We start from the raw sequence: 18,488 nt of genomic DNA, 5'->3' as shown, positions 1-18,488 counted from the left end.
AATAATGTAACATGAAGATTATTTTATAAAAAATACTCTAATATTTTTTTTAATGAAAAAACAGTAGCTTGCATACGTATTGATTCACGATTACCATGGAATATTCGCATTTGTGTGATAACTTCACCAGTTTTCGCAGCAAAACCAAACCATACTTTACCTTGTGAGTTAAAAATATCTTTTTTGTTAGACCCAGCAAATCCGCTGACAGATAAAGAAAAATCTGCGCTTGCTTTATTTAACGCTCCTAATGCCATTTCTTTTACAACTTCAGCACTAACGGCACCATAAGTTAATAATATCTCTTTAGAAACATCAAGTAGATCATGTTTAGCAATATTGCTGTAGGTTACATAGCCGCGATCGAAATACATAGAACTATTAGGAATATCAGTAATTGCTTTCGCTATCCATCCACCAGTACAAGATTCTGCGCAGGTAATAAAAGCTTTTCTCTGTCTAAGTTTTTCGCCGACAGCAAAACTAAATTCATGTAGCCGGTTATGATTCATTTTATCTTTGTCCTAATAAATTAAAAAATTAAGGCATAATTCATGAAATATCTATTATTTAGGTATCAAGTAATCCTAAATAATAAAAATATTACTAAATAAAATACTAATAATGACATTAGTAAAAAATTAGGTAAAAATAATACGTATTAACACTATTTTATATAATAACTGTTATATTATTTAGGTTTTTATAGCAAAATAATTACTCGTGCTTCCCCTTTAATTAAAGGGAAATTATTATTTACGGTTTAAGCTTTAATTTTTTGCTATTCGTAAAAACTAATTATTATTTTTATGTTTAATCAGTATTTTACTATTGAGATTATAATTATTAAGTAATATTAGTAATAAATAGGGGGTGTGTAACTATTACAATATTATAAAAGCAAGGATCTTATAATATTGTGATAATGGAGACATATTTTATTTCTATATAATATATAGAACTTTTTATAAGCTCTTATTATTTAATTTTCATATTATAGTATGAACCATATAAATTACTTAATAAAAATAAGTATTAATATACTAATACTAATTAATGTTTATTAATATAAATGATTATGCTACATAACAACTATTATATTATGAAAAAATAAATTTTTAGTATTTTAATATCAACTTAAATACTAACATTAAAATAATGGAGATAACTATTGCATGTACATAAAAAAAATAAGTTACATATTACTAAGTATGATAATAGTATTTACTGTTTCCTCGGCACCATTTCAAGAAAACAAGCAATATGAAACACTTAGCAAACAAGTAATTACTGATTTTCAAGTATTAGAATTTTTCTCTTTTTATTGTCCTCATTGTTATCAATTTGATACAGAGTATCAGATAATTAAAACGATAAAAGCGGCATTACCTAAAGATATTAAAATAGCGCGTTACCATGTTTCATTTGATGATGTGATAGGTTATGAGTTAACTAGAGCTTGGATAGTTGCTGTTGCGCTGGGTGTAGAAGATAAAATTGCACCTTTAATGTTTACGGCAGTACAAAAAACACAAACAATTAAAACAGTAGCAGATATTCGTAAAGTTTTTATCCAAGCAGGTATTAAAGGGGAGGATTATGATAGTGCGCTTAATAGTTTTGTGGTAAAAACATTAATTACACAGCAAAAAAAAGTAGCTATAAACTTTAATCTAAAAGGTGTACCTGCAATATTTATCAATGGCAGATATATGATTAAAAATGAAGGTATCGATATTAGCTCAAAAGAGGCTTATGTCAAACAATATACTGATGTAATAAAATTTTTATTAAATCGATAACGGAATTTTTAGTTATATTTTATTCTTATTTAAAGTATAAGTTCTTATATTAATCTGATATTAAATATATATTCTCCATATCATCCTATAAATATAATTTTTATTATTGTCGTAAAAATCAAATTAAATTTTCTTATTAAAGAATAATAATATAGTTACAATAACATATTATAAATAATTATTAATTACTTATTATGTTATTAAAAAAATATTTTTTGCTTACAAACTTGTGCATAGTTAATAAAAACCAATATCTTACTATAAAAAATTTTTTCTCTTTTTATACAGAGAATAATAAAAGTTTGCCTCTTACTACAAGTTATGGCAGGTTTATATATCTTTTTAAGAATAATATTGCAAAATAAAGATAAAATAATTCTATGGTGACAATTAAAAAAAGTCCTTTAATATTAGTTGATGGTTCTTTATACCTTTATCGAGCCTATCATACGTTCCCCTTTCTAAGTAATACAAACAAAGAACCAACAGGAGCAATTTATGGGGTAGTAAATATGTTACGTAGCTTATTATTACAATATAATCCAAGTCATATGGTTGTAGTATTTGATGATAAAGGAAAAAATTTTCGTGATACACTTTTTGCTCCGTATAAATCTCATCGTCTTCCAATGCCAGATACTTTACGTTTGCAAATTAAACCTTTATATAACCTTTTACGGGCACTAGGATTACCTTTGCTTGTAAAGGCTGGTGTTGAAGCTGATGATGTTATCGGAACTTTAGCACAACAGGCAGAAAAAGCAGGTCATGCTGTTTTAATTAGTACTAGTGACAAAGATATGGCACAGCTTGTAACATCAAATATTACTTTAATTAATACTATGAATAATACACTCTTAGGGCCACAGGAAGTCTGTAATAAATATGGTGTACCACCAGAGTTAATTATTGATTTTCTTGCGTTAATAGGAGATTCTTCTGATAATATACCAGGTGTACCTGGTATTGGAAAAAAAACTGCACAAGCTTTATTACAAGAAATAGGTGGTTTAGATATATTATTTAAAAATTTAAATAACATTGCTACTTTGACTTTTCGTGGCGCTAAAACTTTAGCAGCAAAATTGCAGCAAAATAAAGAACTAGCTTATTTATCCTATCAATTAGCGACAATCAAAACTGATGTTAAACTCAATATTACTTATGATAAGTTACAGATTATGTTTCCAGATATTAATAAACTACACCAACTTTTATCTCGCTATGAATTTAAACATTTGTTGGTTAAGTTAGAATCTGGTAATTTATTAAGCAATAAAAAAAGTAAATTAAAAGTAAAAATTAATCGTTTTTCATTAGTAGAGAAACATGCCATAGTAAATATACCACGGATAACGTATCAACTATTACCAAAAAATTATAAAATAATTTTAGATATAAAAACATTATCTACTTGGATAAATCAGCTTAATCAGATAGATCTCTTTGTTTTTGATACAAAAACTGATAGTCTAAACATACTTAATGCTAATTTAATAGGTCTTTCTTTTGCCATTGCAAAAGGTGAAGCAGCATATTTACCATTAGCACATGACTATTTAGGCGTACCTAATCAGCTAGATCGTGATCAAGTTTTAAGTATGTTAAAACCATTATTAGAAAATAAACAAATACATAAAGCAGGACAAAATCTTAAATTTAATAAAAATATTTTAGCTAATTATAATATTAATCTAAAAGGAATAATGTTTGATGTCATGCTTGAATCTTATGTTTTAAACAGTACTAATCATCATGATATAGCTAGTTTAGCCCAACACTATTTACATTATAAAACTATTAATTTTAAAGATATTATTGGTAAAGGTAAAAAACAACTAACCTTTAACCAGATTTCCTTAGAGCAAGCTTCATTTTATGCTGCGGAAGATGCAGATATAACACTTCAGCTTCATAAAATCCTATGGCTAAAATTACAACAAAATAATGCTTTAATGCGAATATTTCAGGATATTGAAATGCCATTATTAGAAATATTATCATGTATTGAACGTACAGGAGTATTAATTGAATCATCTATTTTAATAAAACTCTCTAAGGAGTTAACGATTCGTCTGGTTGATTTAGAAACACAAGCTCATTTTTTAGCAGGAGAATCTTTTAATTTAGCATCACCTAAACAATTACAGTTTATTCTTTATGAAAAACAAAAATTTCCCATACAAAAAAAAACACCACGTAGTGCACCTTCAACAGATGAGGAGGTCCTTACAAAATTAGCACTAAATCATCCGTTACCCAAGGTGCTATTAAAATATCGTAGTCTAGCAAAATTAAAAACAACTTATACCGACAAATTCCCGTTAATGATTAACCCACTTTCAGGTCGAATCCATACTTCATATCATCAAACCATAACAACGACTGGACGTCTATCTTCTCGTGATCCAAATTTACAAAATATTCCAATACGAAATAAAGAAGGACGACGTATTCGTCAAGCATTTATTGCAGCACCTCATTATTATATTTTAGCAGCGGATTATTCTCAGATTGAACTACGTATTATGGCTCATCTTTCTCAGGATCCAGGATTAATAAATGCTTTTGCTACCAATCAAGATATTCACTGTGCTACTGCTGCTGAAGTATTTACTATACCATTAGATAATGTTACTATTAATCAACGTCGTAGTGCAAAAATAATTAATTTTGGCCTGATTTATGGTATGAGTGCGTTTGGATTAGCGCGTCAGTTAGGTATAACACATATTAAAGCACAAAAATATATAAATTTATATTTTGAACGCTATCCTAAAGTAATAGATTATATAGAGCGCACCCGTAAGCAAGCTGCTGAACAAGGTTATGTTACTACTTTAGAGGGTCGACGTCTCTATTTACTAGATATTCAATCACGTCATGTTATGCAACGTAAAGCTGCTGAACGTGAAGCTATTAATGCCCCGATACAGGGTAGTGCTGCTGATATTATTAAACGTGCTATGATTAAGATTAATATCTGGTTACAACAGGAAACTAAACTACGTATACGGATAATTATGCAAGTACATGATGAACTAGTATTTGAAATTAATAAACATGATCTAGATAAGGCTAAATTAAAAATTCGTACTTTAATGGAAGAGCAAAGCATACAGTTAATGGTGCCTTTACGAGTTAATATTGGGGTTGGTGATAATTGGGACGAAGCATATCCATAAAATTATTGTAGATAATATTTATAGAGCTTGTTCTCTTAAAGAAAACTTACTAAACCAATTATCTAATTTTTCTTGTAATTTATTAATACCTATTTTTTTGGTTGATGAGAATTTTTCTACCTGGATATCTCCCATAAAAGAGATCATAGCTTTACGTACTATATTAAGTTGAGTATTAGCCATACTTAAAGCTAATTTATCTGTTTTAGTAAGTAGCAATAAAATTGGAATATTAGCAGTAATTGCCCAAGTAATTATTTGTTGATCTAATAATTTTAATGGATGACGAATATCCATGAGCATAACTAATCCTTTTAAGCAATTACGGTTCTCTAAATATTCATATAATACATATTGCCATTTATTTTTAATCTTTTCTGGTACTTTAGCATAACCATAACCAGGTAAATCAACTAGGCGTATGCCATTAATAACACCGAATAAATTAATTAGTTGTGTTCGTCCTGGTATTTTACTAATTCTAGCTAAATTTTTTTTATTAATTAATGTATTAAGCGCACTAGATTTACCTGCATTAGAGTAACCTACAAATGCAATTTCAATACCTTCACTAGCAGGAAGACAATGAATATTTGGCGCACTAGTTATAAAGTAAGCTTTATGATAATTATTTTTTGTGATAATCAAATTTTTCTTATTTCCTTAAATAGATGCTATTTTAGAAATTATAATAGTATTAAAAAGAATAAGTTTGTCTTTTTTATTTTATGCGTATAAAGAGTAACTATATCTTTTACTTATTTTTTATTTATATATAGAAAAAAAATTTAAAATAAGTTTTTATACTCTAGTTATTACTGGTTAAAAAAATACGAATTTAATTCGTAATATATAGTATAAATAGGTATTATTAGATATATTTTATTTATTTTAAAAATGTACTTATCGACACTATAATTTATTATAAATAGAATTATAAAAGAATGAAAAATGTTTATTATTTATGGCAATAAGTTTTTATAAGTATTTTTAAAAACTATCTAACTAAGTAATATTTATAGGTTTATAATTTTGCTAATACTAAATAAAAAAATTACTTACTAACTTAGGAAATATTTTGTCTACTTGTTTTAATTTAACTCTTCCCAGAGAAGACTACTAATTTATCTATCATTATTTATATAGTTAAAGTAGTATTAGAAATAAATAATTGTATTTAAACTTTTTGATTTATATGAGTTATTTACTGATATCCATATCATATTATATTATGAAGAGAATAATTTATTAGTATACTTTTAAAAATTATAATTATATTTTAATAATTATTAATTGATATATTATTAGTTATTTTATAAATAACCTATAAGATTTTTTCTATACTCAACATTTGATAATAAATAAATTACTTATATTATAAATTACTATAATCCTATAGCCTATATTATTTAAATAATTCACTTAAAATATGCTATTACTTAAAAATTAATAATTAGTTATTAAATTTTCTTATTAAGTGATTGGATATAAATCTTATCTAAATAAATAAATTTTTTTAAGTAAATTAGAATGCTTAGAATTTTTATAGTTTACATAAAAGTTAGTTCCTAATAAGTCACATCTAAGTCTATGAAAATTTATATTTTAGACTAAATAGTTAGGTTTATATTAAATTATAGTTCTAGCATATTTTTTATTAGTAGTAATATATAATGAATATTAATTAAAAAAGTATGATAACTAAGAAATTATAAAATTCACGCAATGATATATAGAGTTTTAATTTTAAACCGCTTGTAATTTAAGTAACTCATATAAAATTCTTAATTTTAATTAAAATATACTAATTTAACAATTAAATACTATTATTCTTATTAACTATAATTTAAAAATAAATAAATTTTTATAATATATAGATTTAAATAGTACATATTTTAAATATCGTAATTTACTTAAATATAACTTAAATAATATTTAATATCTAGAGCTATTAAGCTATTAAGCTATTAAGCTATTAAGCTATTAAGCTATTAAGCTATTAAGCTATTAAGCTATTAAGCTATTAAGCTATTAAGCTATTAAGCTATTAAGCTATTAAGCTATTAAGCTATTAAGCTTATTATAAAATAATAATTATCTTATAGAGTATTATTGGGAAAATTAAAACTATAGTCAAGAAAAATTTTAAATATACATAGCGGAATATTAAATGTTCCTATTTTAATTTTAAAATCTAAATATTTTAAAAAATATGGTGAACAACTATTATTATTGGTAATATATAATAATTTATATTTGTTTATTATCAATAATAGACATAAGTAGATTTTAGTTTTTATACTAAACTACTAAATATTAATAATAGTGATTAAAAATATTATTTTATTATGCAGTAAGTATATTTAACTAAAATAACTACCATTAATTTAATCTATAATATTTTTATTATAATTATTACCCGTATTATTAATGGAATACTTTAAATACTAGTATTTAAAAAACGTTTTATTTAACTAAAAAATTAGATAATAAAACCTTTTTAACTAAGAAACATTAAGCTATAGGTATCCACCTAGCATTTACAAAATTTTTTTATTGAATAATATCCATATTATAGCGATGTATATGTTAAGATAAATAACTAATATTAATAAATAAGATATAATTAATTAATGTTTTATATATAAAGGAACCATAGTAATGGTAATTACATTAATTTTAAAAACTTTTTAGGTACCATTATAAATCATTTAAAAGGAAGGAGTGGCTTTAATATAATTAATTAGTTTTGATATTTTTAAAATTAATTAATATAAAGCAAGAATTAGACATAATCTATAAATAATAAAACTACTTAAGATAACAGATCTAATCTTCTAGTATTTATTTCTAGTAAGATTTTTAAAAAGATAGCTAATAAAGTAATGGTATTAAACTCTAAAGATAGTTGGTACGTCTAAAAAATAGACAATATATTAAAAAATAGTTAAGTAATTAACTATACTAGTAATTATTACTAAAATAGAAAGGGGTATTTAAGTTTATTTTTATATATAAAATAAAAGATCTAGTAGTTCTTTATTATTATTTATTTAATATAATAGTTTAACAACCAATATCGTTTCGATAAAAAACTCCTTGCCATTGTATATTTTTAACTAATGCATATGCATGTTTTTGTGCATCAGCGATAGTTACGCCTAGAGTCGTTACGCAAAGTACACGTCCACCATGGGTAACTACTTGATTATTATTATTTAAATAAGTACCTGCATGAAATACTTTTCCTGTATTTATAATTTCTTGTTGTGGTAAACCTTGAATAATATCACCTTTACGATAATTACCAGGATACCCTTCAGCAGCTAGTACTACACTTAATGCATAATATTCGTTCCACTCAGTTTTTTTTTCGTTTAATTTACCTTGTGTACCTGCTAAACAAAGTTCAACTAAATCAGAACGCATACGCATTATAATAGGTTGTGTTTCTGGGTCACCTAATCGGCAGTTAAATTCGATAACTTTTAGTTGTCCATTACTAGTAATCATTAAACCGGCATATAAGAAACCACTGTAAGCGTTACCTTCATCTGCCATTCCTTGTACTGTTGGCCGGATAATCTTTTCCATAATCTGTTGATAAATACTATCTGTTACTACAGGAACTGGTGAATAAGCACCCATGCCACCAGTATTTAGTCCAAGATTACCATCATTAATACGTTTATAATCTTGGCTAGTTGCCATAGGTAATATGTTTTTTCCATCTACCATAACGATAAAACTAATTTCTTCACCCTCAAGAAATTCTTCAATTATAATACAATGACCAGCATTACCAAAAGTATTACTAACTAACATATTATTAATTGCTGTTTCGGCTTCTTTCTGTGTATTAGCAATAATTACACCTTTGCCAGCAGCTAAACCATTAGCTTTAATTACAATTGGGGTATTTTTTTTATGGATATAAATTAATGCAGCATTAATATCAGTAAATTTTCGATACGCCGCAGTTGGAATATGATGACGAGTTAGAAAATCTTTGCTAAAAGCTTTTGAGCCTTCTAATTGTGCTGCAGCTTTGGTTGGGCCAAATATTACTAGATTAGCAGCTTGGAAAGCGTCAACAATACCAATCACTAAAGGTGCTTCGGGGCCTACGATTGTCAAATCAATAGAATAACTTTTAGCAAATGTTAGCAATGCAGGAATATCTGTAGTGCTAATATTAACATTTTTTAATTTAGGTTCTAATGCAGTACCTGCATTACCTGGCGCAATATAAATTTTTTTTGCTAAAGGAGATTGTGTTGCTTTCCAAGCTAGCGCGTGTTCACGTCCGCCGTTACCAATAATTAAAATATTCATCGTAATATTTCTGCTAAATTGTATTATTTAAAAATAAAGAAATGTAAACTTAGTGACGAAAATGACGTATGCCAGTAAAAATCATAGCAATATCATATTTATCAGCTACGGTAATAACCTCTTGATCACGAATTGAGCCACCAGGCTGTATAATACAAGTAACACCAACAGCAGCAGCGGTATCTATGCTATCATGAAATGGAAAAAAAGCGTCAGAAGCCATTACAGCACCTGAAATATTTAATCCCTCATCAGTAGCTTTAATTCCAGCAATTTTAGTTGAATAAATACGACTCATCTGACCAGCACCTATTCCTATAGTCTTATTATTGCGTGCATAAACAATAGCATTAGATTTAACAAATTTAGCTACCGTCCAACTAAATAAAGCATCATCTAACTCTTGTTTTCTAGGTTGACGTTTAGAAACAATTTTTAAATTATCTAATATTACTACCTCTGTATCTCTTTCTTGAACTAATAATCCTCCATTAACAGACTTAAAGTCTAATGTTTCTTTCTGTTTATCACATTGTTGATAAATAAGAATACGTATATTTTCTTTTTTAGCTAAGAATATTTTAGCATTTTCACTTATATTAGGAGCAATAATCACTTCAACAAATTGGCGTGCAACAATAGTTTGAGCTGTCCTAATATTCAACTTACAGTTAAAAGCAATAACACCACCAAAAGCTGAAGTTGGATCAGCTTTATAAGCAGCCTCATAGGCTTTAAGGATAGATTTTCCGATAGCTACACCACAAGGATTAGCATGTTTGACAATTACACAAGCAGGATTACTAAATTCTTTAACGCATTCTAGAGCTACGTCAGTATCTGTGATATTATTATAAGAAAGTATTTTACCTTGTAATTGTTGCGAGCAGACAACAGAAGACTCTCTCGGTTTTTTTTCTGTATATAAAGCAGCTTTTTGATGATTATTTTCACCATAACGCATATCTTGTTTTTTGATATAATTAAGATTTAGAGTTCTAGGAAAACAACCAGAAGGCTGAGTTATATTACCATTATAAGCTGGAACTAAAGTGCCAAAATAGTTAGCAATCATACTATCATAAGCGGCGGTATACTCAAAAGCTTTAACTGCTAGGTTAAAACGGGTTGTATCAGTTAAAAAACCACTATTTTTTTTTAATTCATTGATAATATCTTTATAATCATTATTCCTAACTACAACAGTAACATCTTTATAATTTTTAGCTGCTGAACGTATCATTGTAAGGCCACCAATATCAATATTATCAACAGCATCTTCTAACGAGCAATTAGATTTAGCAATAGTTTGAGCAAATGGGTATAAGTTAACAACTACCATATCAATTGATTGGATATTATATTTATCCATAATAGCTTTATCCTTACTACGACGCCCTAAAATGCCACCATGTATTTTAGGATGTAAGGTCTTAATACGTCCTGCCATTATTTCTGGAAAACCAGTATAATCAGAAATTTTACAAACAGCTAAGCCAGCTTTTTGTAATAAATTAAAAGTGCCACCTGTAGAAAATAATTCAATACCCTGTGTATAAAGTTCAGTAGCAAATTCAATAATATTAGTCTTGTCATAAACACTAATTAAAGCACGGTATATTATAGTAGTTTGTTGCATAATTTTTATTCCTTAGTATTTTACTATAAAGTTATAGTAAAAATTACCAATATATATTATAATAAAAATATCTATTTGACACTTATCAAATTAGACAAATAAAAGTCTTAAAAGAGGTTAATTATAAGATATGGAATGCAATAAATAACATAAGGAGTAACAATTCTCTGTATTAAATAATAATTATATAAGTAACACAGTATTTATACCTTTTTGTATGAGTTATTTAATAAGTAGAAATAAATTAATTAATATTTATCTAAAAAAACTAAGAAACGACTTTTCTATTTAATACTAAAGAAAATTACTAATTTATTTATAGTATTTTTATTTATATTACTAATGATTACTTTGTATAGATAATAAATTAACTAAAAAAATAAAACTGACTTTTTATTATAATTATAATAAGTTTAAATTTTTATTGTCTAATTTTTAAGGTATTATCTAATAGTTTATATAAACCTTATTTTAAGATATAGTAGTTAGTTTAATATAAATTAAAATTATTTAATATGCTAATAATGAAGTTTTAGTTAATAAATAATTTATATGTATATTAATTATTTTTAATATATTAGGTCTCTGCGTATATGTTATGCCATAGTATATTTTATTCATGGAATTTCTTTATTATATTAATTATTTAACTATAATTAAAATTTAGATCCTTACGTAGACAGTTAAGATTATGCATATCTATTGTTAAAAATTTAGCAATTACTTTACTATTTAATATATTAAATTGCTAACTTAACTCTACGTAACATAAGTTATCTATAAAGAATAGAGGTTAACTAAATTAGTTAATATAATAAAAAAAATTAATGCTGCATTTTACAAGACTTACTCTAAATCTTTTAAGTTTTATTTACAAGAAATAAAATTAGTAATAAAGTATTGTCTCTTATTATATATAATAAAAAAGAATTAATGAATATTTTAGTATATTATTAATAAGTGCTTAATTAAAACATAGGTAACATAAAAATTTTAAATAAATTTAAAGTTATTTTTTAATAAATTTATTATACTAGTATTAATAGTTTTATTTTTAATTAAGTTTTTTATAAAGTCTTAGTATAATATATAAAGAATTTACTATATTAAGTTAAAATATTTAGGACATGTAATGGTTACAATTATATCTCAGTATATAAGAATTATAAATATCATATAAAATAAAATTTTTAGCATAATATACTGTATATTACATAGTTAATTTTATAAAAAATCTATTATAATTGTCTTGTTTATATAGGTTATAATATGGTATCACAATAGGTTAACCTGGTAAAAATCGAGTTAAATAGATGTCATCGTTGCCAATAAAACTACAAGGTAGTAATTTCACCATGGTAGTTGTACACTTATATAGTTCACAACTAAGAGAGATTCGCCTAGCATTACAACAAGAAATAGATAAAACACCTACTTTTTTACAAAATGCGCCAGTGGTAATTAATGTTGCTATGTTACCAATAGAAACAAATTGGATGGAGTTACAACAAGTAGTAGAAAGTGTTGGTTTGCATGTTGTTGGTTTTAGTGGTTTTCGTGATAAAAAACATAAAACTGCGCTGATAAAAGCAAATTTACCATTACTTATTGAAGGGAAAAGAGAAAATTCAATACCAAATTTATCTAAGGATAGTGTTTCTAACAAAACACAAATTGTCCGTACTCCTGTTCGTTCTGGTCAACAAATTTATGCTCGTCATCGTGATTTAATTATTATGAATACTGTTAGTCCTGGTGCTGAATTAATTGCTGATGGTAATATTCATGTTTATGGAAAAATGTGTGGACGAGCACTTGCGGGAGTCTCTGGTAATGTAAAATGTCAAATTTTTTGCACGCAGTCGGAAGCTGAATTAATTTCTATTGCTGGGCATTATTGGTTAAGTGATAAAATTCCTTCTATCTACAAAGATAAGATTATTAGTTTCTATTTATCAGCTAATGCTTTAGCTATAGAATTATTAAGCTAAGCCTTTTAAAAAGGAATATACTTTATGGCACGTATTATTGTTGTTACATCGGGTAAAGGAGGCGTTGGTAAGACAACATCAAGCGCGGCTATTGCAACAGGTTTAGCACAGCAGGGCAAAAAAACAGTAGTTATAGATTTTGATATTGGCCTACGTAACCTTGATTTAATTATGGGTTGTGAACGAAGAGTAGTTTATGACTTTGTTAATGTGATTCAAGAAGAAGCCTCATTAAATCAAGCATTAATTAAAGATAAACACACAGAAAATCTATATATTTTTCCTGCTTCACAAACTCGTGATAAAGATGTTCTAAATAAAAAAAGTATTGAAAAAGTATTAATAGGTCTTGATGAGAAAAATTTTGAGTATGTTATTTGTGATTCTCCTGCAGGAATTGAAACTGGGGCATTTATGGCATTATATTTTGCTGATGAAGCGATTGTTACAACTAACCCTGAAGTTTCATCAGTACGTGATTCTGACCGTATTCTTGGTATTTTATCATCAAAATCGCGTCGTGCTGAGAGAGGTGAAGAACCAATTAAAGAACACTTATTACTTACTCGTTATAACCCAATTAGAGTTAGTCGTGGTGATATGCTAAGCGTGGATGATGTTATTGATATATTAAGGATCCCGCTATTAGGTGTTATCCCAGAAGATCAGTGTGTTTTAAGTGCTTCTAATCAAGGAGAACCTATAATCTTAAATAAAGGGTCTAATGCTGGTAAAGCATACGCTGATGCTGTTGCTCGTTTATTAGGAGAAAAGCGTAACTTTCGTTTTATTAAAGAAGAGAAAAAAGGGTTTATAAAACGTTTTTTTGGAGGATAACACGATGGCTTTATTAGATTTTTTTCTGTCAGGAAAAAAACTGACAGCCAATATCGCCAAAGAGAGGCTACAGATTATAGTTGCTGAACGTCGGCGTGGCGAACAAGAACCTCATTATTTACCTAATTTAAAACGGGATATTCTAGCAGTAATTTGTAAGTATGTGCAGATTAATCCTGATATGTTACAAGTGCAATTTGAACAAAAAGGTGATGATATTTCAGTATTAGAACTTAATGTAACCTTACCAGATACAGAAGAAATATTAAAATAATTATTATTAAATAATTTAATTTTTATATTATAAGAGAAATTAGTATTAATAAAAAGCTAGATATTTATTCTTTAATAAGATTACTAAACACTATTACTAGTGTATTTATAGCTAATTATTATAATTCAAAATTATAATAATTAGTACTACTACTTATTTATCTCTTATAAAAATTTAAATATGATAATTTATCAATATATTTTTATTAAATAATTAAGATAGACTAAACATGATAACTATTCTCTATAGTATTTAAATCTAATATTTTTAAGTATTTCCTGTAATGACAAAGCTAATAATTCAGCATGCTATACAGTGATAGGTTCAGGTAGCTGTTCTATTAATTTTGATTACTAATAATATTTTAATAATTAGTTAATTTATCTACATAAAACTAATAACTCGCTATTTAATCTACAAGCTAAGCTAATTAATTGTATTTAATCCTAATCTCTTAAATGTTTCTTTATAGTTATGTTATTTAAATAATAGTTTTAATAGCAGTAGTAGTTTTTCTAGTACTAGATTATTTTACATAACTGATTCTAATAAGGTATTTCTATAATAGATCTCTAACTTATAACCCCGATAAGTTAAATTTTCTAAGAGAAATTAATTAATAATATATAATTTTCTACAACTATTCCTTTGGTGTTATAAAATTAATTATTAAATTAAGTTTGCGTGCTTTGTTCAAAAGACATTCGGCTAGTTTTTGCAATAAGGTTAGTTTAGAAATTAATAACTATTAGGCACGAGCAATTTTTTTTATAAACTAGCGTTAGATTTAGAATTTAATGGTGCCGGTAAAATAAGTAATAAACATTTATATTTAATGACTTTCATCTAACCGTAGCAATTCATTTAGAATACTAATTATTTTGCGAATGGTAAAAGATGAAATATATCAGTAGTAGCACAATAATATTGTTTTTTACTATTAGCGCATTAACTAATCGGATACGCACTATGTATTTCTATTTAGTTCAACACTATAATATTTCTTTATTAAAGTAGTAAGACTGCGAGACAAGCTGCATCTTCAATAAAGCTGCTAAGATTTAGCTATTAATTATAGGAGTTACTAATTAATTAAAGAAATATAAAAAACTTTAATATCTTCTCTTTTAGCATGTATGAATTTTATTACATTCTTATTTTATAATAGCTAATAAAATAGTTATTATTCTCTAATAACAAGTAGATTGGTAATAGATAAATTTTCCTATCATACAATTAGATAAAATCTAACTGTAGGTAATAGTATATGTTATAATGAATTATATATCTAATACTACTTCTTTATAGGTACGAAATTTCTCGTAAATTCTTTTCAATTCACTATTACTTATAATTAACTAATAATTCAAAATATTATTTTCTTTTATTATAAAGTTTTCTGTAAGAGATTTTATCTAAGTTAGATTTAGGTAATTAGTTATAAAATATTGCTATTCACGATACTTATAATCTATAAAATAATAATAGTAAATAATTAATATATATTTACTTAAATTATTATTTTCCGTGTTATAAAAATAGCGCTCTTTATCTAAAGAGCAATAGAAACTTACAAATTAATTTAAATAAAGTTATAAGAAAAAAAGAATTAATGTAATATTAACTATTTTTATGAATAACTGTGATTTAAGTCAATTTATGTTTGATATAGTAAATATTATGTAATCTATTTATTTTTATTGATAAATATCAATTAACATCAATATGTTATTATTTATTATTATAAATAAATTGTATAGTTTTTGTATGTTACAGTGATAAATTACTAATAATTAATTCCTATCATAATTACCATAATCATGGTAGAGCATTTATTTGATTAAAATTGGATAGCTATTAAAATGAGCTAACGTAACATTTTAGCAAATCTATTTATGCCACTAATATATTATAAAGATAATATATTAGTGTTGATGATATTTGGTTTCATATATTTAATTTTTTATTTATATAATATAGTGCTGAAAAATATTACTAGGTAATTATATTAAGGTATCTATTATTTAATATATTACGTATAAAATTTAATATAATTTACTATTAGTAATAGAGATTAATTTCTTACATGCGATAAAATAACATGCTTTATCTAATCATAACTAATAATTTTTTAAAGTAAAAGTAAAATTAATTATGATAATAATCATTATTACATTATTATTTAGTTAATACTGTAATATATTTATTGTATATAGGAAATTAATATTTATAGCTATGAGGTTAGTCTATAAAATATTAAACAATATAATTATATGTTAAAAATAGATTTTATATTTTTTAACTAAACTAGTTATCTTTTTAAACTTAATTCTTATTTTAAGTAATGATAAAAGCATATCTAATGCTATTAGAATTAGTGATAAATATTATTTATTTTTATTGTTAAAGATAATTTTTTGCACAATACAATATTATATTTTTAAAATACCTCTAATAAATAGATATAATAATTTTAGTTAATTCTACTGTTATATTAATATAATAAAGTTTTAACTGTATATTGCCCTACTTTCTTAGTAAGAATATCTATGTTATATAGATAAATTATTATAGTTTTAATAGCTATAAAAATTCTAGAAATTTATTAACATCCATAATATGATAATTTTTATCATTAGATATTAATATTTGTTATTGTTAACTTTAATAGCAATAAAGTAATGGTACCTTTATTAATTTTTACTCTTTTAAATACTGATAATGAATTTAGCAATTATAACTAAATATTCTTAAAATTTATATACTAAAAATATATTAGTATAAGTAATAAGTTTTTTAAAAATTTAGTCTAAATTAGTTTAATACTATTATATAAAGAAATATTAGTAATTTCTCAACACGCCTATTTAGAAACATTAACAGTAATTATAATAATTTTTTAAAGTATATTTCTTAATACAATAAATACCTAAAAATATTTATTTATATTTATATTTATATTTGTATTTTATTATTTTATTCTAGTTATGTTTTCTAGTACTTAAGACTTACACAATATATCAATAATAACGTAATAAAAAATTTATTTATATTTAATAAATAATTAAGGTTTAGGAGCAAGTAAGAAGATATTAAAAATTAATTTATCTTTTAGTATGTTATCTTAAATATTCTAGTATTTATAAAATATATATTACTTGCAATAATAATAATTTTTTTTAAGATACTTTTGGAATCAAGTTTTATGCTATTATAGGTATAGAGAATATTATTATTTATATAATAATTAAAAATATAATGATAAGTAATATTTTATTAAATAATATACTTATGATAGCAAAAAATTTTATATATAAATAATCTTGATATTATACAATAGTTAATTATTTATACATTAAATATCAAGTTATAAGATTTCTACTATAACATTATCTTAGTTTATTTTCTATATAAACTATTACAAATATTAATAAATAAAAAATAAATATTACAAAAAAATGGAAATAATCATAACCCTATTAATAAAAATAACTAAATTTATATAATTAAAAAATACAGGCTATGTAGTAATTTTTATAAAAAGCTTAATTAATTAATATATATTAAATTTAAAGAAGATAATAGCACTACATAAGTCTCTAAAATAAAGTATTATTGAATAATTTAATCTTTAATTTAACTATAATTTTATATACTTACATAAAACAGATATGTTTTTTGCTAGTATACTTTAGATTAGTTATTATTTTAATTTACTTATAATTAACTTATAGTAGTACATATAAGATTTACTAAAATAGCTCTTAGATAATATCTATGTAACTAAAATTAAATTAACTCCTAGGTAATTAAAGTTAGTATATAAATAAAGTATTAGTAAATAAAATAAAATATAGATTTAAAATTACTTATTTTAAGTTTTTTCCTAGTAGAATATTGTTATCATAATTACTGTAATTAACTACAATAATTAGGATAAAACAAAATAGTATCTAATTATTACCATTAATTTAACATTTATTAAGAGTAATAACTAGTATTTTTATGGCGTAGTAGTTTTTTTATCTATAAAATTTAATTTAGAAAAATTATACATAATTAATATGAATACTACTAACCACGCATTAGTCTCTCTTAGTAAACAATTCACTTTAATATTATTACTACTAAGATACTAAGATTTTTAGTTAATATTAAAAAGATTTATAACTATAAATAGTAGATACTTTATATTTATATTGATATAGTTTTTTATAATATTAGTTTATCTCATTTATTTATCACTATTTTATAATAAACCACCTTATTATAGATAACTTTTTAAGTTTATTATCTTATAATGAGATTTCTATAATATCTTTCAACAAATTAGTAATAATTTTCAATTTTTATTTTATTATAGTAAATATAAATTATACATTAAACTTATTTTATTTAAGCTATCAATAAAACTGAAAAAAATTA

At 24.3% G+C, this 18,488-nt stretch carries 9 protein-coding genes; 5 read left to right on the top strand and 4 right to left on the bottom strand.

Going from position 1 to position 18,488, the window contains the following annotated elements; translation table 11 throughout:
* Positions 1 to 23: 23 nt before the first annotated feature.
* A complete protein-coding gene (pncC, locus tag AB4W73_RS02895; RefSeq protein ID WP_367680342.1) occupies positions 24 to 512 on the bottom strand; it encodes a nicotinamide-nucleotide amidase in 489 nt (162 codons plus the stop codon).
* A gap of 669 nt (positions 513 to 1,181) precedes the next feature.
* Between pncC and dsbA the strand changes: the two genes are divergently transcribed.
* Entirely contained in the window at positions 1,182 to 1,802 is a 621-nt protein-coding gene (dsbA, locus tag AB4W73_RS02890; RefSeq protein ID WP_367680769.1) for a thiol:disulfide interchange protein DsbA, read from the top strand.
* Positions 1,803 to 2,182: 380 nt separating this feature from the next.
* Positions 2,183 to 4,987 (top strand): DNA polymerase I, encoded by a 2,805-nt coding sequence (gene polA / locus AB4W73_RS02885; protein WP_367680341.1) that lies wholly within the window; start codon positions 2,183 to 2,185, stop codon positions 4,985 to 4,987.
* 18 nt (positions 4,988 to 5,005) lie between these two features.
* On the opposite strand, the gene yihA is transcribed toward polA, so the two are convergent.
* The 3 genes from yihA to purH all read right to left on the bottom strand — a co-directional run bounded on the left by yihA (position 5,006) and on the right by purH (position 10,961).
* On the bottom strand, positions 5,006 to 5,632 hold the full coding sequence (gene yihA / locus AB4W73_RS02880) for a ribosome biogenesis GTP-binding protein YihA/YsxC (RefSeq protein ID WP_367680768.1): 627 nt from the start codon (positions 5,630 to 5,632) through the stop codon (positions 5,006 to 5,008).
* Between the two features lie 2,421 nt (positions 5,633 to 8,053).
* Positions 8,054 to 9,322 (bottom strand): phosphoribosylamine--glycine ligase, encoded by a 1,269-nt coding sequence (gene purD / locus AB4W73_RS02875; RefSeq protein WP_367680340.1) that lies wholly within the window; start codon positions 9,320 to 9,322, stop codon positions 8,054 to 8,056.
* 49 nt (positions 9,323 to 9,371) lie between these two features.
* Positions 9,372 to 10,961 carry a bifunctional phosphoribosylaminoimidazolecarboxamide formyltransferase/IMP cyclohydrolase gene (purH, locus tag AB4W73_RS02870; protein WP_367680339.1) on the bottom strand — a complete coding sequence of 530 codons (1,590 nt, stop codon included), beginning with the start codon at positions 10,959 to 10,961 and terminating at the stop codon, positions 9,372 to 9,374.
* A gap of 1,313 nt (positions 10,962 to 12,274) precedes the next feature.
* Between purH and minC the strand changes: the two genes are divergently transcribed.
* From minC to minE, 3 genes are read left to right on the top strand one after another with little or no spacing between them, the layout of a single operon-like run.
* A complete protein-coding gene (gene minC, locus AB4W73_RS02865; protein WP_367680338.1) occupies positions 12,275 to 12,952 on the top strand; it encodes a septum site-determining protein MinC in 678 nt (225 codons plus the stop codon).
* A gap of 24 nt (positions 12,953 to 12,976) precedes the next feature.
* Positions 12,977 to 13,789: a septum site-determining protein MinD gene (gene minD, locus AB4W73_RS02860; protein ID WP_367680337.1), complete on the top strand. Its 813-nt coding sequence runs from the start codon at positions 12,977 to 12,979 to the stop codon at positions 13,787 to 13,789.
* 4 nt (positions 13,790 to 13,793) lie between these two features.
* Positions 13,794 to 14,063: a cell division topological specificity factor MinE gene (minE, locus tag AB4W73_RS02855; protein ID WP_367680336.1), complete on the top strand. Its 270-nt coding sequence runs from the start codon at positions 13,794 to 13,796 to the stop codon at positions 14,061 to 14,063.
* The last annotated feature ends 4,425 nt before the right edge of the window (positions 14,064 to 18,488 follow it).

It is taken from the genome of Candidatus Fukatsuia anoeciicola (assembly GCF_964059965.1).
Taxonomy (GTDB): domain Bacteria; phylum Pseudomonadota; class Gammaproteobacteria; order Enterobacterales; family Enterobacteriaceae; genus Fukatsuia; species Fukatsuia anoeciicola.
The sequence above is the reverse complement of the archived record's forward strand: the minus strand, read 5'-3'. Positions and strand labels throughout refer to the sequence as shown.